General features: G+C 70.0%; 12 protein-coding genes. 9 read left to right on the forward strand and 3 right to left on the reverse strand.

Going from position 1 to position 20,103, the window contains the following annotated elements:
- The 3 genes from ACFV0T_RS27220 to hflX form a co-directional block, all read left to right on the forward strand.
- The coding region (locus ACFV0T_RS27220) for an ACT domain-containing protein (RefSeq protein ID WP_385784317.1) at positions 1-501 on the forward strand (501 nt) is incomplete at its 5' end.
- Between the two features lie 120 nt (positions 502-621).
- Positions 622-2,172 (forward strand): M1 family metallopeptidase, encoded by a 1,551-nt coding sequence (locus ACFV0T_RS27225; protein WP_385784320.1) that lies wholly within the window; start codon positions 622-624, stop codon positions 2,170-2,172.
- A gap of 366 nt (positions 2,173-2,538) precedes the next feature.
- The gene (gene hflX, locus ACFV0T_RS27230; RefSeq protein WP_385784321.1) at positions 2,539-4,032 is read left to right on the forward strand and encodes a GTPase HflX; all 1,494 of its coding nucleotides are present in this window, start codon (positions 2,539-2,541) and stop codon (positions 4,030-4,032) included.
- Positions 4,033-4,092: 60 nt separating this feature from the next.
- Here the strand turns inward: hflX and ACFV0T_RS27235 are convergent, their stop codons facing one another.
- A complete protein-coding gene (locus tag ACFV0T_RS27235; protein WP_385784324.1) occupies positions 4,093-5,298 on the reverse strand; it encodes a trypsin-like serine peptidase in 1,206 nt (401 codons plus the stop codon).
- Between the two features lie 67 nt (positions 5,299-5,365).
- Positions 5,366-6,592: a trypsin-like serine peptidase gene (locus ACFV0T_RS27240; protein ID WP_385784327.1), complete on the reverse strand. Its 1,227-nt coding sequence runs from the start codon at positions 6,590-6,592 to the stop codon at positions 5,366-5,368.
- Between the two features lie 211 nt (positions 6,593-6,803).
- On the opposite strand from ACFV0T_RS27240, the gene ACFV0T_RS27245 reads away from it, so the two are divergent.
- From ACFV0T_RS27245 to ACFV0T_RS27260, 4 genes are all read left to right on the forward strand, one after another.
- Positions 6,804-8,381: a diaminobutyrate--2-oxoglutarate transaminase family protein gene (locus ACFV0T_RS27245; protein WP_385784329.1), complete on the forward strand. Its 1,578-nt coding sequence runs from the start codon at positions 6,804-6,806 to the stop codon at positions 8,379-8,381.
- Between the two features lie 940 nt (positions 8,382-9,321).
- The gene (locus ACFV0T_RS27250; protein ID WP_385784519.1) at positions 9,322-11,274 is read left to right on the forward strand and encodes an IucA/IucC family protein; all 1,953 of its coding nucleotides are present in this window, start codon (positions 9,322-9,324) and stop codon (positions 11,272-11,274) included.
- An 84-nt stretch (positions 11,275-11,358) separates the two neighbouring features.
- Entirely contained in the window at positions 11,359-12,201 is an 843-nt protein-coding gene (locus ACFV0T_RS27255; RefSeq protein WP_385784332.1) for a GNAT family N-acetyltransferase, read from the forward strand.
- Between the two features lie 392 nt (positions 12,202-12,593).
- Entirely contained in the window at positions 12,594-14,579 is a 1,986-nt protein-coding gene (locus tag ACFV0T_RS27260; protein ID WP_385784334.1) for an ATP-dependent DNA helicase, read from the forward strand.
- Positions 14,580-14,949: 370 nt separating this feature from the next.
- On the opposite strand, the gene lexA is transcribed toward ACFV0T_RS27260, so the two are convergent.
- Positions 14,950-15,729: a transcriptional repressor LexA gene (gene lexA / locus ACFV0T_RS27265; RefSeq protein ID WP_385784336.1), complete on the reverse strand. Its 780-nt coding sequence runs from the start codon at positions 15,727-15,729 to the stop codon at positions 14,950-14,952.
- Positions 15,730-16,340: 611 nt separating this feature from the next.
- On the opposite strand from lexA, the gene nrdR reads away from it, so the two are divergent.
- The gene (gene nrdR, locus ACFV0T_RS27270; protein ID WP_385784339.1) at positions 16,341-16,919 is read left to right on the forward strand and encodes a transcriptional regulator NrdR; all 579 of its coding nucleotides are present in this window, start codon (positions 16,341-16,343) and stop codon (positions 16,917-16,919) included.
- A gap of 164 nt (positions 16,920-17,083) precedes the next feature.
- A complete protein-coding gene (locus ACFV0T_RS27275) occupies positions 17,084-19,990 on the forward strand; it encodes a vitamin B12-dependent ribonucleotide reductase (RefSeq protein ID WP_385784342.1) in 2,907 nt (968 codons plus the stop codon).
- Positions 19,991-20,103: the final 113 nt, after the last annotated feature.

Genomic DNA, 20,103 nt, shown 5'->3' on the forward strand with positions numbered 1-20,103 from the left:
GCCGCCGGCGGGGCCGACGGCGGCCGGTCTGCCGGGGGCGCCCGTCCCGCCGTGACCGCCGTCGTCGACCAGCCGGGCGCGAGCGTCCGGCTCGCCGGATGCTGTACGCCCGTACCGCCCGACGAGGTCACCGGCTTCGCCGTACGCGGGGGAGCGGTGACCGTGCACCGCGTGGAGTGCGCCGGGGTGGCGCGGATGAAGAGCACAGGGCGCGCGGAGGTGGGCGTGCGCTGGGGGGACACCACCGAGTGCCGGGTCACACTGGTCGCTGAATCGTTCGGCCGCCCGCATCTCCTGGCCGACCTCACCGAGGCCATGGCCCTGGAAGGCGCCGAGATCGTCTCCGCGACCGTCGAGCCCCCGAGCCAGCAGCGCGTACGCCACACCTACACCCTGCAACTCCCGGACGCGGCCCACCTGCCGGCCCTCATGCGCGCGATGCGCAACGTGCCCGGTGTGTTCGACGTGAGCCGCGCCCAGCACCAGGCGCCGGCGATCTGAGGGCGCCTCCTCGTGACGCGGGCGCCTCCTCGTGACGCGGGCGCCCCCTGAAGTACCCGTTCGGGTGGGATCGACGCGCGCCGTCGCCGTGGCACCCGCGCGCGCTGGTAGCCGTGGGGCATGTCGCACACCCTTCGTATCCGGGCTCCCCGACCCCGCACCCAGGTCCGCCGACGTCTGAAGGCGGCCCTGCTCGCCTCCGCCGTCTCCGTCTGCCTCGTCGCCGCGAGCGCACCCCCGGTCCCGCTGGGCGTCGGCGACCGCCTCTTCCCGTACCTGGGCAACCCCGGCTACGACGTGGCGTCGTACGACCTCTCCTTCACCTATCCCGGCAGCAACAACAAGCCCCTCCAAGCGGTCACGACGATCGACGCCTGGACCACCGCCTCGCTGGACCGCCTCAACCTCGACTTCGCCCATGGCACGGTCGAGTCGGTCCTCGTCGACGACCTGCCCGCCTCCTTCGCCACCGTCGGCGACGACCTCGTGATCACACCCGAGACCCCGCTGCCGGAGGGCAGCTGGATGCGGATCACCGTGCGGCACACCAGCGACCCCAGGGCCGTCGAGGGCCGGGACAGCGGCTGGGTACGGACCGCGGACGGCCTCGCCATGGCCAACCAGGCAGATGTCGGCCACCTGGTGTTCCCGTCCAACGACCACCCCTCCGACAAGGCCATGTTCACCATCCGGGTCACCGCGCCCGACGAGTACACCGCCGTCGCCAACGGGCTCCCCACCGGCGTCGACCGGGCCGGCGGGGCGACCACCTGGACCTACCGCACCCAGCACCCCATGGCCACCGAGCTGGCCCAGGTGTCCATCGGCCGCTCCAGCGTCCCGCACCGCGAGGGACCGCACGGACTGCCCGTACGGGACGTCGTTCCCACCAAGGACCGCGACAAGCTCGAACCGTGGCTGGCGAAGACCCCCGACCAGATCGCCTGGATGGAGAGCAAGGTCGGGCCCTACCCCTTCGAGACCTACGGCCTGCTCATGGCCGAGGCCTCCACCGGCTTCGAACTCGAGACGCAGACCCTCTCCCTCTTCGAGAAGGACCTGTTCACCGAGCCCCTCTACCCGAAGTGGTACGTGGAGTCGATCATGGTGCACGAGCTCTCGCACCAGTGGTTCGGCGACAGCGTCAGCCCCCGCACCTGGTCCGACCTGTGGCTCAACGAGGGACACGCCACCTGGTACGAGGCCCTGTACGCGCAAGAGAAGGCGAAGAAGCCGATGGAGACGCGGATGAAGGCGGCCTACGGCGCCTCCGACGGCTGGCGCGCGGCCGGCGGACCGCCCGCGGCCCCCAAGGCCCCCGCCGAAGGCCAGAAGATCGGCATCTTCCGGCCCAACGTCTACGACGGTGCCGCCCTCGCCCTCTACGCCCTGCGCCAGGAGATCGGACGCGAGGCCTTCGAGCGGCTGGAACGGTCCTGGGTGCAGGACCACCGGGACGGCACGGCGACCACCGCCGACTTCGAGCGCCTCGCCTCGGACATCTCCGGACGCGACCTGAGCGGGTTCTTCAAGGGCTGGCTCTACGGCGAGAAGACCCCGCCGATGCCCGGTCACCCGGACTGGAAGCCGGACGCACCGACCAAAAAGCCCGCGGCGAAGCCCGCCCCGAAGGCCGCCGCGGTGACCGCGAAGCCCGCTTCGGCGCGCTAGTGCCGCAGCAGGCGACGTGCGCCCCGTCGCGACGCCCGGTGCGCCCTCTCGCCGCACCGGCCGAAAGCCCACGTACGTCCAGTACGAGGACGTCCGGCCGGCCCGCCGGGAGCGCGCACCGGACGCCGCTCCTTCACGGGCGAACGTTGCCTGCCACGGCCCTAGAAGGCCGCTGCCGCGCCCGCGAAATAACACGGTGACGAGACGGGCCGTCCCGTGCGACCATCATCAGGTCGGCGACGCACCCCGGCGGCCCGCCCCCCGCGGCATGGGTGGCCGGGAATCTCCCGGGGTACTCAAGCGTTGTGACCTGTGACGGTTCACGTTTTGTCGCCGAACCGGCAACTCCATCGACGTAAGGATCCAATGACCTCCTCTTCTTCCCCTTCCCAGGACACCAAGCGCTTCGCGCACGCCTACCCCGAAGGTCTCCGGGCCGATGCCCTGATGGAAGAGGACGTCGCCTGGAGCCACGAGATCGACGGAGAGCGGGACGGCGAGCAGTTCGACCGCTCCGAGCGCGCGGCCCTGCGCCGTGTGGCGGGTCTGTCCACCGAGCTCGAGGACGTCACCGAGGTCGAGTACCGCCAGCTCCGCCTGGAGCGGGTCGTGCTCGTCGGCGTCTGGACCTCGGGCACCGTGATCGACGCGGAGAACTCCCTCGCGGAGCTCGCCGCCCTCGCGGAGACCGCGGGAGCGCTCGTGCTCGACGGCGTGATCCAGCGCCGCGACAAGCCCGACGCCGCCACCTACATCGGTTCGGGCAAGGCCGAGGAGCTGCGCGACGTCGTCCTCGAGACGGGCGCGGACACCGTCATCTGCGACGGTGAGCTCAGCCCGGGCCAGCTGATCCATCTCGAGGACGTCGTCAAGGTCAAGGTCATCGACCGTACGGCCCTGATCCTCGACATCTTCGCCCAGCACGCCAAGTCCCGAGAGGGCAAGGCGCAGGTCGCGCTCGCGCAGATGCAGTACATGCTGCCGAGGCTGCGCGGCTGGGGTCAGTCGCTGTCCCGTCAGATGGGCGGCGGCAAGGGCGGCGGTCTCGCCACCCGTGGTCCCGGTGAGACCAAGATCGAGACGGACCGGCGCCGGATCCGCGAGAAGATGGCGAAGATGCGCCGGGAGATCGCGGAGATGAAGACCGGCCGCGAGATCAAGCGCCAGGAGCGGCGCCGCAACAAGGTGCCTTCCGTCGCCATCGCGGGCTACACCAACGCCGGAAAGTCCTCGCTGCTCAACCGCCTCACGGGCGCGGGCGTGCTGGTCGAGAACGCCCTGTTCGCGACCCTCGACCCGACCGTGCGCCGGGCCGAGACGCCGAGCGGCCGGCTGTACACGCTGGCCGACACGGTCGGGTTCGTCCGGCATCTGCCGCACCACCTGGTCGAGGCGTTCCGCTCCACCATGGAGGAGGTCGGCGACTCCGACCTGATCCTGCACGTGGTGGACGGCTCACACCCGAACCCGGAGGAGCAGCTGGCCGCCGTACGCGAGGTGATCCGCGATGTCGGCGCCACCAAGGTGCCCGAGATCGTCGTGATCAACAAGGCGGACGCGGCCGACCCGCTGACCCTTCAGCGGCTGATGCGGATCGAGAAGCGCTCCATCGCGGTATCGGCCCGCACCGGCAGGGGCATCCAGGAGCTGCTCGCGCTGATCGACAACGAGCTGCCCAGGCCCTCGGTCGAGATCGAGGCGCTCGTGCCCTACACGCACGGCAAGCTGGTCGCCCGCGCCCACTCCGAGGGCGAGGTGATCTCCGAGGAGCACACCCCCGAGGGCACCCTGCTCAAGGCCCGGGTTCACGAGGAGCTCGCGGCGGACCTCGCGCCGTACGTGCCCGCTCCCGCGCTCTGACCGTCGACGCGAAGGCCCGCCCCCTCTCGCAGGGGGCGGGCCTTCGACGCATCCGGACGACTACCTGCCGCCGTACGTCCTGCTCATGTTCTCGTACATCGTCTCGGCCTCCCGGCCCAGCTGCGGGCCCGCCAGCCAGGTGTTGTCGGCCGGGCCGATCGACGTGTTGGACACCAGCTCGGTCCTGCCGTCCACCACCCGGAACCAGCCGCCGCCCGACGAGCCGCCGGTCATGGTGCAGCCGATGCGGTACATCGTCGGCAGCGAGGCGCTGAGCGAGAGACGCCCCGGCCGGTCGATGCACTTGAACATCTTCTGGCCGTTGAACGGCGGCGCCGCCGGATAGCCCCAGGCCCCCATCCTGGCGGCCTCCGTCGCCGACGGGGCGGTGAAGTCGACGTCGAGCGCGGCGCCGACCGTCTCCTCCAGCGACTTGGCACCCTGCTCCGGCCGCACATGCAGCACCGCGTAGTCGTACGGGGCACCCGCGCCGCCGGTCTCCGAGCCGCCCTGGATCCACTCGTCCGAGGTGGAGGCCCAGTCCGCCCACCAGTTGCCGTAGGGGGCGATCTCCGAGGAGTTCGCGTCGGTCAGCTGCGCCTCGGACCTACCGAGGTCGTTGTAGGCCGGGACGAAGGCGATGTTGCGGTACCAGCCGCCCTTCCCGCCCGCGTGCACACAGTGGCCGGCCGTCCAGACGAGGTTCGACCTGCCGGGGTGGTTCACATCCTTGACGACCGTGCCGGAGCAGACCATCGAACCCTCGGGAGAGTCGAAGAAGACCTTGCCGACCGGCGCCGCGTTGTCGTGGTACGGCGTCTTCTCGGCCACGGCCTGCACGGGCGCCGGTTCGGGATCGCTGGCCCCCTGATCGGCCGCCGCGTCCTTCGTCGAGACCGTCTTGTCGGCCTCCTCGGCGGACTTCATCCGCTCGGGCTTCCAGAGACCCTCGATCACCGGGTTGACGAAGTCCTTCGCCTCACTGAGCCACTTGTCCTTGTCCCAGTCCTTCCAGGCGCCGTTCTTCCACTTGTCGACGTCGATGCCGTGTTCCTTGAGCCGGTTCGCGAGCTCGGCCGGGATCCGGACCTCGCCGCCGGAGTTGCCGGCGGCCTGCGAGGTGGTGGCGGCGGGCTTGGCGTCCGCCTTGTCGTCGCCGGAGCCGTCGCAGGCGGTCGCGGTGAGCGCCAGGGCCGCGACGAGGCCGGTGGCGGCGAGCAAGGTGCGCCGCCTACGTGGTGTCGCGGGCGTACGTATGGAGCGCATGATGCGTTGACCCCCGTTGAAATGTGCGTCTGTCATACAAGCGTCCCGAGCCGCGCGGACCGGGTCGTCACTGCTTGGCGAACTTGCCGCTCACCGAGTCGTACACACCCTTCGCCACCGTGCCCAGCCGCGGGCCGGCCAGCCAGCCGGCGGTCACCGGGCCGATCGAGGTGTTGGACACCAGCGCCGGCTTGCCGTCCGAGCCCGACGCGACCCAGCCGCCGCCCGAGGAGCCACCCGTCATGCTGCAACCGATCCGGTACATCGTCGGATCCGAGGCGTTGATCGACAGGCGTCCCGGCTTGTCCTGGCACTGGTACAGCGTCTGCCCGTCGTAGGGCGGCGCCGCCGGATAGCCGGTCGCCGTGATGCTCTTCACGTTCGGCACGGCCGGAGCGTTGAAATTCACCGGCAGCGCGGAACCGACCGTCTCCTCCAGGGACTTGCCCGTGCCGCCCTTCTCGAGCGTCACATGGATGACGGCGAAGTCGTACGAGGCACCGTCACCACCCGACTCGCTGCCCCCCTTGATCCACTGGTCCGAGGTCTGCGCCCAGTCGCCCCACCACACACCGTAGGGAGCGACCTCCTCCTTGGTGGCGTTCTGCAACTGCGCCGCTGTGGCACCCGCGTTGTTGTACGACGGCACGAACGCGATGTTGCGGTACCAGCCGCCCTTCTTGCCGGCGTGCACACAGTGGCCCGCCGTCCACACCAGGTTGGACTTGCCCGGGTGGGCCGGGTCCTGCACGACCGTCGCCGAGCAGACCATCGTGCCTTCGGGGGAGTCGAAGAACACCTTGCCCGCCTCGGGGGCGTTGCCGTGGTACGTAGGCGCCACGGTGCTGGCGTCCACCGGTGCGGGCGTCGGGTCGGTCACGCCCTGGTCACCGGAGAGGTCGTTCTCGTCCACGCCCTGGTCGGGGTCGTCGGCGCCTCGCATCCGGTCCGAGCTCCACAGCCCCTCGATGATCGGATTGACGTAGTCCTGCGCCTCGCGCAGCCAGTCGTCCTTGTCCCACTTCTTCCAGGCGCCGTTCTTCCACTTGTCGATGTCGATCCCGTGCTCTTTGAGCCGGTCCCTGATGTCGTCCGGGATCTTGATCTCGCCGTTGTCGCCGGTCGCCGAGGCGGCGGCGGACGCCTTGGCGTCGGCGTTCGTATCCCCCGAATCGCAGGCGGTGACGGTGAGCGCCAGGGTCGAGGCCAGGGCGACCGCGACCAGCACGGGGGAGGTCCTGCGGCGCGCACTCCTCCTTCGTCGAGTGTGGAACGACGGCCGTATGGATCGCATGGTCTGACTCCCCCTGAACTGAGACGACTTGGCACTCTGCCAACGCTGTGGGAACGGCATCACACACTATGCGCTCGCTGTGGGGGACTGCCGACGAAGCCGCAACAGTTCCGTCACGGCAAGGATCTTGAAGCAACCCGTAACCCGCTGGACGGTCCGCGGTTGGTAGCGGTGGGGACTGCGCGGGGGTGTACGGGGAGGAGAGTGAGCCGTGGCGGTGACCGAGGGGATCCTGCGACGTCAGTCGGCACGCGAGTCGGCGGCGCGCACCTACGCGCGCGCCCTTCCGATCGTGCCGGTGCGGGCCCGTGGCCTGACCATCGAGGGTGCGGACGGCCGCCGCTATCTCGACTGCCTCTCCGGCGCCGGAACACTCGCCCTGGGACACAACCACCCGGTCGTCCTGGAGGCCATCCGCAAGGTTCTGGACTCCGGCGCACCCCTGCACGTCCTCGACCTGGCGACCCCCGTCAAGGACGCCTTCATCACCGAACTGTTCCACACCCTGCCGCCCGGCCTCGCCGACCACGCGCGCGTGCAGTTCTGCCGGCCGGCCGGCACGGACGCGGTGGAGGCCGCGCTCAAACTCGTCCGGGCCGCCACCGGTCGGTCGGGCATCCTCGCCTTCACCGGCGCCTACCACGGCATGACCGCCGGAGCCCTCGCCGCGTCCGGCGGCGCCGCCGACGTCCGGGTCACGCGCCTGCCCTTTCCGCAGGACTACCGCTGCCCGTTCGGCGTCGGCGGCGAGGCCGGCGCCGAACTCGGCGCCCGTTGGACCGAATCCCTCCTCGACGACCCCAAGTCGGGGGTACGGCACCCGGCCGGCATGATCCTCGAACCCGTCCAGGGCGAGGGCGGGGTGATCCCCGCGCCGGACACCTGGCTGCGGCGCATGCGGCAGATCACCGCCGACCGCTCCATTCCGCTGATCGCCGACGAGGTCCAGACCGGGGTCGGCCGCACCGGAGCCTTCTGGGCGGTCGAGCACAGCGGGGTGACCCCCGACGTGATGGTGCTCTCCAAAGCCATCGGCGGCAGCCTCCCGCTGGCTGTCGTGGTCTACCACGACGATCTCGACGTCTGGGAACCCGGCGCCCACGCGGGCACGTTCCGCGGCAACCAGCTCGCCATGGCCGCGGGCACCGCGACCCTCGCCTACGTCCGCGAACACCACCTCTCCGAACGAGCGGCCGACCTCGGTGCGCGCATGCTGTCCCAACTCCACGCCTTGGCCCGGGATTTTCCGTGCATCGGGGACGTACGGGGACGCGGTCTGATGATGGGCGTGGAGGTGGTGGATACGAGCGGGGTCGCGAGCGGGAGCGGGAGCGGGAGTGCGGGGGTGGATGTGGATGTTGATCTGGACGCCGGTGGTGGTGCGGGCTTCGGCTTCGGCGTTGGTGCTGGTGCGGAGGCTGGAGGTGTCTATGCCGGTGCCTCCGGACGTGCGGGGGTCGGTGAAACCGCCGGGGACCTTGTCGGTGCCGTGACGCACGGGGCCCGGGAGCCTGCGGGCGGCCCCTACCCTGCGGCGCCCGAACTCGCTGCCGCCGTCCAGCGGGAGTGCCTGCGCCGAGGTCTCATCGTCGAACTCGGCGGCCGCCACTCCAGCGTCGTACGCCTGCTCCCGCCACTGACCATTACGGACGAGCAGGCCTCCGCCGTACTCGACCGTCTCGCCGACGCCGTGGCTTCGGCGGCCAGGAGCCACACGACCCACGACGAGCCGGCTCAACCACAGCGCCGCCGACGTCGCCAGGGCGACCGCGCCGAGCGCGCGGGGTAGGCCGGCAACCGGTGGCTGACTGGTCCGGCCGGGGGTTCGGGCCGGACCTTCCGGGCTGCGGCTTCGCTGATCAGCGAGTGGGTGTGCGCATCTGTGTTCCCCAGGTCCGGGGCCGGTCGACCTGCGAGTGGGCAGGGCCGGACGCACGTCAGGCCCTGCCCACTCGGACCCGCCTGACGTCCGGGGTCCGCTCCACCGGCGTACGCGCCACACCCCGAGCCGACCCCGGACACCGAGCCACCGGGAGCAGCCCCGTCCACGACCCTGAAGCACAGAGCGCCAGTTCCGCCGGCCCGCACCACAGCCCCGAAACACTGAGCGACCGGCCTGTCGGCCGACACCACTGCCCCGGTCCGCCGCTGTCGCACACGCCGGAACCACCCGATGAGGAACCGTCTTGAACACCACTCCCACCTCCACCTCCACGCCGGACTCCTCCGTCTCACAGGTCGAGCAGACTGCGGTCACCGCCTCTTTTCCCGCGCAGCAGGACGGGATCCCGGCCGCGGACGGCGCCCGTGACGGGGAGGGCGCCTTGGATGCGGACGGTGCCCTGGCCGCGGACGGCGCCTTGGGCGTGGACGGTGTCCTGGACGAGGTGGGTGCTTTGGGCGCGGAGGGCGCCGGTGACGGGGAGGGCGCCTCGGATACGGACGGTGCCCTGGCCGCGGACGGCGCCTTGGGAGTGGACGGACTCCTGGACGAGGTGGGTGCTTTGGGCGCGAAGGGTGCCCGTGACGGGGTGGGCGCCTCGGATACGGACGGCGCCTTGGGCGTGGACGGTGTCCTGGACGAGGTGGGTGCTTTGGGCGCGGAGGGCGCCCGTGACGGGGTGGGCGCCTCGGATACGGACGGTGTCCTGGCCGCGGACGGCGCCTTGGGAGTGGTGGGGGTCCGTGACGGGGAGGGCGTCTCGGGAGTGGAAGGTGTCCTGGACGAGATGGGCGCGGAGGGCGCCCGTGACGGGGAGGGCGCCCTGGACTCGGAGGGTGCCCTGGACTCGGAGGGTGCCCCGGACGAGGCGCGGGAGTCCGGTGCCGCGGACGATCCCCTGGAGCATCCGGACCCGCACACCGCAGCCGAAGCCGCCGTCGTCGAGAACCTGCTCCGCTGTTGGGTACGCGAGACCGGTCTCCCCGCCCCAGACGACGGCGTCCTTCGCATCCCCCTCCCCGCCAGCGCCACGGCTCTGCTCGCCCCCGTCCATTACTGGTCCGCGACGGGCTGGCACCGCTTCGGTCTCCCGAACCTGGCCGACACTCCCGACCCGTCCCCACCTGCCGACGCGGTCACGATCGCCGCGCTGCTCACCCGTGAGACCTCCGTGACGCCACCCCGACCGTCGGCCGGCGCATCAGCAGGTACGCGGACCGACACGCCCTCCGGCTCGGTCACCGGCGCCGGAACCGGCCCAGGGACCGGCACCGACCTGGTTGCCCGCGTCGCCGACTCCGTCCGTCGTATCGCCACCTTCGTCAGCGATCGCAGGGAACACCCCGGGGACGACGCCGACCACTTCCTCGCGGCCGAACAGGCCCTCATGCTGGGGCACCCACTGCACCCGACCCCGAAGAGCCGCGAGGGTCTCTCCGAGTCCGAAGCTCGCCAGTACTCACCCGAATTGCGCGGAGCCCACCCGCTCCACTGGATGGCTGTCGCCCCTTCCGTACTCGCCACCGACTCGGCTTGGACCGAGCGCGGCCGTCCTGTCTCCGCAGCCGCCCTCACGGCACGGCTCGCCGGAACCGGACTGCCGCTGGCCGACGACTACGTAGCCCTGCCGCTGCATCCGTGGCAGGCCCGCGAAGTCCGTCCCCGGCCCGAGACCGCGGCCCTGATCGAGTCCGGACTTCTCCAGGACCTCGGTCCGCACGGTTCGCCGTGGCACCCCACCTCCTCGCTGCGAACCGTCCACCGGTCCGGCGCCCCCGCCATGCTCAAACTCTCCCTGGGCCTGCGCATCACCAACTCCCGTCGTGAGAACCTCCGCAAGGAGCTCCACCGTGGCGTAGAGGTCCATCGCCTGCTGCGGTCCGGCCTGTCCCAGCAGTGGCAGGCCGTGCACCCGGGCTTCGACATCGTCCGCGACCCGGCCTGGCTCGCCGTCGACGGCCGGGACGGTGCCCCCGTTCCCGGGCTCGACGTGGTGATCAGGCACAACCCCTTCGCCCCCTGGAACGACGTCTCCTGCATCGCCGGACTCGTCTCGCCCCGGCCCCGCGAGGATCCGTCCGACACGGGTTCGGACCAGCAGGAAGGCGGCAGGTCGGTCCTGCGCTCCCGATTGGCCGAGGTCGTCACGCGCCTCGCCGACCGGACCGGTCGCCCCCTGGGAGCCGTCGCCGTCGAGTGGTTCCTGCGCTACCTCCAGCAGGTCGTCCGTCCGGTGCTGTGGCTGGACGCGGAGGCGGGAATCGCCCTGGAAGCACACCAGCAGAACACGCTGCTCCTGCTGGACGGGGACGGTTGGCCCACCGGCGGCCGATACCGCGACAACCAGGGTTACTACTTCCGCGAATCCCGGCGAGCGGAACTCGACGCCCGGCTGCCAGGCATCGGAGAGCACAGCGACACGTTCGTCTCCGACGAGGTCACCGACGAGCGATTCGCGTACTACCTCGCGATCAACAACGTCTTCGGTCTCATCGGCGCGTTCGGATCGCAGCGCCTCGCCGACGAGCAGTTGCTGCTCGCCGCCTTCCGCCGATTCCTCGGCTGCGCCGTCTCCGGTCCTTCCCGGCTGCGCACCTCCCTGCCCGCCAGGCTGCTCGACTCACCCGTCCTGCGCTGCAAGGCCAATCTGCTCACCCGGCTGCACGGCCTCGACGAGCTCGTCGGCCCGGTGGACACCCAGTCCGTCTACGTCACCATCGCGAACCCCCTGCGCTCTTGACCTTCACCCGCACTCCTGGCCATCGCCACTCCCCGTCATCCCTGAGGAACATGCCCCACCCCACCTCCTGAGAGGAGCGTCCCCGTGCCTCCCAACGACGCCTGGCCCGACGCCGGTACCGTCCCGGTCGCAGACATCGGCCCCGACACGTGCTTGGATCCGGTCGGGCGTGACACCGACACGGCCCACGGCACGGACAGTGAGGACACCGAGGACAGCGAGGACACGCTGGACCTGCGTCTGCCCGATGAGTTCCTCGCGCTCATCGCGGAGGAGGGGACCGAAGCCGACCCTGGGCGGAGCCCGGGCGCCTCCACCGGCATGGCACGAGCCGGCCTCCTCACAGCGAACAGTGACGACCTGCTCGACGGTGTCGCGGACTGGGGACCGATCGCCACCCCCGCCGGTGAGTTTTGCCTTGTGCCGGTCCACGTCGACCGGGACCTTGCCCTCATCGGCGGATGGATGAACGACCCCGCCGTGGCGGCGTTCTGGCACCTGGCCGGATCGCAGGCCGCGACCGAGGACCACCTCCGGGCCCAGCTCACCGGTGACGGGCGCACCGTTCCCTGCCTCGGCGTGCTGGAAGGCACGCCGATGAGTTACTGGGAGATCTACCGGGCAGACCTCGACCCGCTAGCCCGGCACTATCCCGCGCGACCTCATGACACCGGAATCCACCTCCTCATCGGCGCTGTCGCCGATCGTGGTCGTGGCGTCGGCAGCACCCTGCTCAGAGCGGTCACCGACCTTGTGCTCGACAGACGCCCCGCCTGCGCACGCGTCGTGGCAGAACCCGACCTTCGCAACACCCCCTCCGTCGCCGCCTTCCTGAGTGCCGGCTTCCGGTTCTCCGCCGAGGTCGACCTGCCCGCCAAGCGGGCCGCCCTCATGGTCCGAGACCGGAGCCGACGTGATCTGATGTGACGCCCTGCAGCAGTGCCGTCACTTCTGGTACACCGCTCGGGCCGATCCGGTTCCCACGGTTCCCACGGTTCCCACGGTTCCCACGGTCTTCCTGCGATCGGCGTCCCACCCCTGTCCCGCGATCCGTTTCCACCGTCCCGCGATCCGTTCCCACCCTCCTGTCGCCACCCACACCCCCTGCCGACCCAGACCGCCTCCTGCGGACCCCCGACCCGAGAAACCCGCACTGTGACTCCGCCCCCAGCCTCCGTCATCAGCCCTGCCCATAGCCCTGCCCACGTTCCGCCACCGAGCGGAGCCCGCACTCCCACCCCTGTCCCCGCTCCCACGCCCGCCGTGATCCCCTGCTTGATCACACGTTTGTCAGTGCCGAGCCGTAGGGTGGTCGGGCTATGACGAAGCCTTCACTCCCCGAACTCCTGCACGCTGCCGTCACTGCTGTCGGCGGTATGGAGCGCCCCGGCCAGGTGACCATGGCCGAAGCCGTCGCGGAGGCGATCGACGACGGTTCCCATCTGCTGGTCCAGGCCGGCACAGGAACCGGAAAGTCCCTCGGCTATCTCGTGCCCGCGCTCGCGCACGGGGAGCGTGTGGTCGTCGCGACGGCCACCCTGGCCCTTCAGCGTCAGCTCGTGGAGCGGGATCTGCCGCGCACGGTCGACGCGCTGCATCCGCTGCTGCGCCGCCGACCGGAGTTCGCGATGCTCAAGGGCAGGTCGAACTACCTGTGCCTGCACCGCCTGCACGAAGGGGTCCCGCAGGACGAGGAGGAGGGCCTCTTCGACCAGTTCGAGGCCGCCGCGCCCACCAGCAAGCTGGGCCAGGACCTGCTGCGCCTGCGCGACTGGGCGGACGAGACGGAGTCCGGCGACCGGGACGACCTGACTCCCGGCGTCTCCGACCGTGCCTGGGGCCAGGTGTCGGTCTCGTCCCGCGAGTGCCTGGGCGCGTCGAAGTGCGCGTACGGCGCGGAGTGTTTCGCCGAGATGGCCCGCGAGCGGGCCAAGCTGGCCGAGGTGGTCGTCACCAATCACGCCCTGCTCGCGATCGACGCCATCGAGGGGGCGCCGGTCCTGCCGCAGCACGAGGTGCTGATCGTCGACGAGGCGCACGAACTGGTCTCGCGCGTCACCGGGGTCGCCACCGGCGAACTGACCCCTGGCCAGGTCAACCGTGCGGTGCGGCGCGCCGCCAAACTCGTCAACGAGAAGGCCGCCGACCAGCTCCAGACCGCGGCCGAGGGCTTCGAGCGGCTGATGGAGCTGGCACTGCCCGGCCGCCTGGAGGAGATCCCGGAGGATCTCGGCTACGCGCTGATGGCGCTGCGGGACGCTGCCCGCACGGTCATCTCCGGCATCGGCGCCACCCGCGACAAATCCGTCCAGGACGAGGACGCCGTGCGCAAGCAGGCACTGGCCTCCGTGGAGTCGGTGCACGACGTGGCCGAGCGGATCGTGAACGGCTCCGAGTGGGACGTCGTCTGGTATGAGCGACACGACCGTTTCGGGGCCTCCCTGCGTGTCGCCCCGATGTCCGTGTCGGGCCTGCTGCGGGAGAAGCTCTTCGCCGACCGCTCGGTGGTCCTGACCTCCGCGACGCTGAAACTGGGCGGCGACTTCAACGGCGTGGGCGCCTCGCTGGGGCTCGCTCCCGAGGGCACGGTGGGCAAGGAGGACGAGGACGTCCCGCAGTGGAAGGGCGTCGACGTGGGGTCCCCCTTCGACTACCCCAAACAGGGCATCCTCTACGTCGCCAAGCATCTGTCGCGCCCCGCGCGTGACGGCGACCGGGCCGACATGCTCGACGAGCTGACCGAACTGATCCAGGCGGCCGGCGGCCGAACGCTCGGCCTCTTCTCCTCGATGCGGGGCGCCCAGTTGGCCGCCGAGGAGCTGCGTGGCCGGATCCCCGATTTCCCGATCCTCCTCCAGGGCGAGGAGACCCTCGGAGAGCTCATCAAGAACTTCGCGGCCGATCCCCGGACGTGCCTCTTCGGCACGCTGTCCCTGTGGCAGGGCGTCGACGTGCCCGGCCCGAGCTGTCAGCTGGTCGTCATGGACAAGATTCCGTTCCCGCGCCCGGACGACCCGTTGATGAGCGCCCGCCAGAAGGCGGTGGAGGACGCCGGCGGCAATGGCTTCATGGCTGTCGCCGCCACGCACGCGGCGCTGCTCATGGCGCAGGGCGCGGGTCGCCTCGTACGGGCAATGGGGGATCGCGGCGTGGTGGCCGTACTGGACCAGCGCCTGGCCACGGCGCGCTACGGAAGCTATCTCAAGGCGTCACTGCCCGACTTCTGGTTCACCACGGACCGTAACCAGGTCCGGAAGTCGCTGGCGGCCATTGACGCGACGGCGAAGCAGACGGAAGCGGTGTGACGGTCGCGGGGTGGTCTGTTGTGTCGCAGCGACAGACCACCCGCGAAGCCCGAAGCTGGACAGCCACCCTGCGCGGTCCGACGCCAGACGGCCAGCCACCGTGAGGTCCGACAGCGGCCAGCCACTCCGTGAGGTCCGACGGCGGACCTCACGGCGCGACACCCGATGGGCGCTTTCCGCCGCAGCGCGACCCCCAGCCGCAACCCGTCACAGCGCGACCCCCGCGCAGGAACTCTGAACCACCACAGCCCTGGATCACGGGAGAGATCACTCTCGAACCGGACGCGGACAACACAGGGCCCCGGAACCGGCGCAGGGGTCCCGGGGCCCAGTCAGGCGGCGGGTCGGTGAGGCCTTCCCGCGGGTGTGCTCAGACGCGGCGCAGAACGGCCACCACCTTGCCGAGGATGGTCGCGTCGTCGCCGGGGATCGGCTCGTAGGCCGCGTTGTGCGGGAGCAGCCAGACGTGGCCGTCCTCGCGCTTGAAGCGCTTCACAGTGGCCTCGCCGTCGAGCATCGCGGCGACGATGTCGCCGTTCTCGGCTACCGGCTGGCGGCGGACGGTGACCCAGTCGCCGTCACAGATCGCGGCCTCGATCATCGAGTCACCGACGACCTTCAGCACGAACAGTTCACCGTCGCCGACCAGCTGCCGGGGGAGCGGGAAGACGTCCTCGACGGATTCCTCGGCGAGGATCGGGCCACCTGCCGCGATGCGGCCGACCAGGGGGACGTACGACGCGGCAGGCTTGCCCGCGGTGTCCGTGGGCTGCGCGGAGGCTGCCTGGTCGGAGCCGCGGACCTCGTACGCGCGCGGGCGGTGCGGGTCTCGGCGTAGGAAGCCCTTGCGCTCCAGTGCCATGAGCTGGTGTGCGACCGAGGAAGTGCTGGACAGGCCGACCGCCTGGCCGATCTCCCGCATCGACGGCGGGTAGCCGCGCCGCTGCACGGAGTCCCTGATGACCTCGATCACCCGGCGTTGCCGGTCGGTGAGTCCTGAGCTGTCCGCCCGGATCCCTGGGGGTCGGCCTGGCAGGGACCGCTTGTGTCCCTCGGGATTCGCGGCTTCGTTCATCGCATGCACCGGCTCGAGTCGGCCCTGGGAGCGGTCCTGGGCAGTGATGGTGGCACTGTCTGCGGTGGTGGTCACGTCGGCCCCTCTCGATGGTCTCCCTGCTGGACAACGGTAGTTGCTTTCGAAAGGTTGCGCCAAACACACGTTCGAGTGAAAAATCGCGGATTGTCTGTCGCGATCATGTGTCTGGGTGTATGGCTAACGTGCTGGCCGACGGACAAAAGGGCTCATTGTCGTACCCTTCGCCGCCGGGGCCGGTGACCTCTTGGGTTGCCGCCCCAGTTTGCCATCCGGAGGTCCGCCGACCGTGAACCACCCGCGCTCTGTGCGGGAGTCCCACGTCTCCTCCGTGCGGCGCCCACGGTATCTCCGTAAGTGCCGAAACGGTACGCCCGTGCGCGGCGCGGCCACCCGCGCCCCCGCGCATCCGCGTGTCGCGCGGGGCCCCGGACGTTCGGTGTGGCGGTACTGGCGTCTGGCACGTGCCAATCCGCAGGTGACACGCGAGTTCCGCGTGTATGTATGAGCCAAGCCCCACATCTAGTGGTTGGATTGCGGCTGCGGCCCAGAAGTTGTGGTCCCCCCGGTCTTCGGACACCCGGCGATCGCCTATGCTTGGGGCTGCTTCGAGGGGCCCGGGAGGTCTTTCGAGGCCATTGAGTCTGCTGTGAGGAGGGTTGGAGTACATGCACTGCCCCTTCTGCAGGCACCCCGACAGCCGTGTGGTCGACAGTCGTACGACCGACGACGGCACGTCGATCCGCAGGCGCCGCCAGTGCCCTGACTGCTCCCGTCGGTTCACGACCGTGGAGACGTGCTCGCTGATGGTGGTGAAGCGGTCCGGAGTCACCGAGCCCTTCAGCCGCACCAAGGTCATCAACGGCGTGCGCAAGGCGTGCCAGGGTCGGCCTGTCACCGAGGACGCCCTCGCCCAGCTCGGCCAGCGGGTCGAGGAGGCGGTGCGGGCCACCGGAAGCGCCGAGCTGACCACCCACGACGTGGGGCTGGCCATACTCGGCCCGTTGCAGGAACTTGACCTCGTCGCCTATCTGCGGTTCGCCTCGGTCTACCGGGCGTTCAACTCGCTCGAGGACTTCGAGGCTGCGATCACGGAACTCAGGGAACAGCCGGGACGCCCCGCCGCGGACGACGAAGACCGCGAGGGCCGTGAAGACGGTACGGGCGTGAGCCCGGGGGGCCAGGAAGACCATCGCGGGTCCGGCGGGACTGCTCAAGTCCCCGATCCCGCGCACGCCGCCGACTGACCGACGGGCCGGACCCGGGCGGAAACGCCGGATCCGGCCGAGCGGCGGCGACCGGAGACCTGTTGCGGGGGCAGTGTGAGAGCGCCCGTGACACCAGACAGAACACCGTGCCCTGGGAACAATCAGGGCACTTCAGGGCGTTTTTGCCCGTAGAGGGAGGCGGCATGACAGAGACGGCGAGCGGTCCGGCACGGAGTTCCCGCGCCAAGGGCACCAAGGTGAACAAGGGCCTGCGTATCGAGCGCGTCCACACCACCCCCGGCGTGCATCCGTACGACGAGGTGGCCTGGGAGCGCCGTGACGTCGTCATGACCAACTGGCGCGACGGCTCGATCAACTTCGAGCAGCGTGGCGTCGAGTTCCCCGACTTCTGGTCGGTGAACGCGGTCAACATCGTCACCAGCAAGTACTTCCGGGGCGCCGTCGGCACCCCGCAGCGCGAGACCGGTCTCAGGCAGCTGATCGACCGCATCGTGAAGACGTACCGGAAGGCCGGCGAGGACCACAAGTACTTCGCCTCGCCCGCCGACGCCGAGATCTTCGAGCACGAGCTGGCGTACGCCCTCCTGCACCAGATCTTCAGCTTCAACAGCCCCGTCTGGTTCAACGTCGGCACCCCTCAGCCCCAGCAGGTCTCCGCCTGCTTCATCCTGGCCGTCGACGACTCCATGGAGTCGATCCTCGACTGGTACAAGGAAGAGGGCATGATCTTCAAGGGCGGCTCCGGCGCCGGCCTGAACCTGTCCCGCATCCGCTCCTCCAAGGAGCTGCTCTCCTCCGGCGGCAACGCCTCCGGCCCGGTCTCCTTCATGCGCGGTGCCGACGCCTCCGCCGGCACGATCAAGTCGGGTGGTGCCACCCGCCGCGCGGCCAAGATGGTCATCCTGGACGTCGACCACCCCGACATCGAGGACTTCATCCAGACCAAGGTCAAGGAGGAGGAGAAGATCCGCGCCCTGCGCGACGCGGGCTTCGACATGGACCTGGGCGGCGACGACATCACGTCCGTCCAGTACCAGAACGCCAACAACTCGGTCCGCGTGAACGACGAGTTCATGAAGGCCGTCGAGAACGGCGAGAAGTTCGGCCTGCGCGCTCGCATGACCGGTGAGGTCATCGAGGAGGTCGACGCCAAGTCCCTGTTCCGCAAGATGGCCGAGGCCGCCTGGGCCTGCGCCGACCCGGGCATCCAGTACGACGACACGATCAACAACTGGCACACGTGCCCGGAGTCCGGTCGTATCAACGGCTCGAACCCGTGCAGCGAGTACATGCACCTGGACAACACGTCCTGCAACCTCGCCTCGCTGAACCTGATGAAGTTCCTCAAGGACGACGGCAAGGGCCACCAGTCCTTCGACGTCGAGCGCTTCGCCAAGGTCGTCGAGCTCGTCATCACCGCGATGGACATCTCCATCTGCTTCGCGGACTTCCCGACCCAGAAGATCGGCGAGAACACGCGCGCGTTCCGCCAGCTCGGCATCGGCTACGCCAACCTCGGCGCCCTGCTGATGGCGACCGGCCACGCGTACGACTCCGACGGCGGCCGCGCCCTCGCCGGCGCGATCACCTCCCTGATGACGGGTACGTCGTACCGCCGCTCCGCCGAACTGGCCGCGGTCGTCGGCCCGTACGACGGCTACGCCCGCAACGCCGACGCCCACAAGGGCGTCATGAAGCAGCACTCCGACGCCAACGGCAAGGCCGTCCGCATGGACGACCTGGACTCCCCGATCTGGGCCGCCGCCACGGAGGCCTGGCAGGACGTCATCCGCCTCGGCGAGCAGAACGGTTTCCGTAACTCCCAGGCGTCCGTCATCGCCCCGACCGGCACCATCGGTCTCGCGATGTCCTGCGACACCACCGGCCTCGAGCCCGACCTCGCCCTGGTCAAGTTCAAGAAGCTGGTCGGCGGCGGCTCGATGCAGATCGTCAACGGCACCGTCCCGCAGGCCCTGCGCCGCCTGGGATACCAGGAGGAGCAGATCGAGGCGATCGTCGCCCACATCGCCGAGAACGGCAATGTGATCGACGCCCCCGGCCTCAAGCACGAGCACTACGAGGTCTTCGACTGCGCCATGGGCGAGCGTTCCATCTCCGCGATGGGCCACGTCCGCATGATGGCCGCGATCCAGCCGTGGATCTCGGGCGCCCTCTCCAAGACGGTCAACCTCCCGGAGACCGCCACCGTCGAGGACGTCGAGGAGGTCTACTTCGAGGCCTGGAAGATGGGTGTCAAGGCGCTCGCCATCTACCGCGACAACTGCAAGGTCGGCCAGCCCCTCTCCGCCAAGACCAAGGAGAAGGAGAAGTCCGCGACGGACGCTGTCACGGCGAAGGCCGAGGACACCATCCGTACCGCGGTGGAGAAGGTCGTCGAGTACCGCCCGGTCCGCAAGCGTCTTCCCAAGGGCCGTCCGGGGATCACCACGTCCTTCACGGTCGGTGGCGCCGAGGGCTACATGACCGCCAACTCCTACCCGGACGACGGTCTCGGCGAGGTCTTCCTGAAGATGTCCAAGCAGGGGTCGACGCTCGCGGGCATGATGGACGCCTTCTCCATCGCCGTCTCGGTGGGTCTGCAGTACGGCGTGCCGCTGGAGACGTACGTCTCGAAGTTCACCAACATGCGCTTCGAGCCGGCCGGTATGACGGACGACCCGGACGTGCGGATGGCGCAGTCGATCGTCGACTACATCTTCCGTCGCCTGGCTCTGGACTTCCTGCCCTTCGAGACGCGATCGGCGCTCGGTATCCACTCCGCCGACGAGCGCCAGCGTCACCTCGAGACCGGCTCCTACGAGCCGACCGACGACGAGGTCGACGTCGAGGGCCTGGCCCAGTCGGCACCGCGCCAGACGGACCTGAAGGCTGTCGCCCCGCCGAAGGTCCAGGTCGAGGAGATCAAGCCGGAAGCCCCCAGGCAGGTCCACACCAGTGCCGAACTGGTCGAGATGCAGCTGGGCATCCAGGCCGACGCCCCGCTGTGCTTCTCGTGCGGTACGAAGATGCAGCGGGCCGGCTCCTGCTACATCTGCGAGGGCTGCGGCTCGACCAGCGGCTGCAGCTGAGTCCGCGAAGCGACGACGCGCAGTGACTCGCACTCGACGGGCCACTGACGCCTAGTCCCTGAGGAGGAGGGGCGCCGACCATCCGTCGGCGCCCCTTTTTCTGTTTCCTGTCG

The sequence above is a fragment of the Streptomyces sp. NPDC059582 genome, assembly GCF_042735715.1.
In the GTDB taxonomy this organism is placed as follows: Bacteria; Actinomycetota; Actinomycetes; order Streptomycetales; family Streptomycetaceae; genus Streptomyces.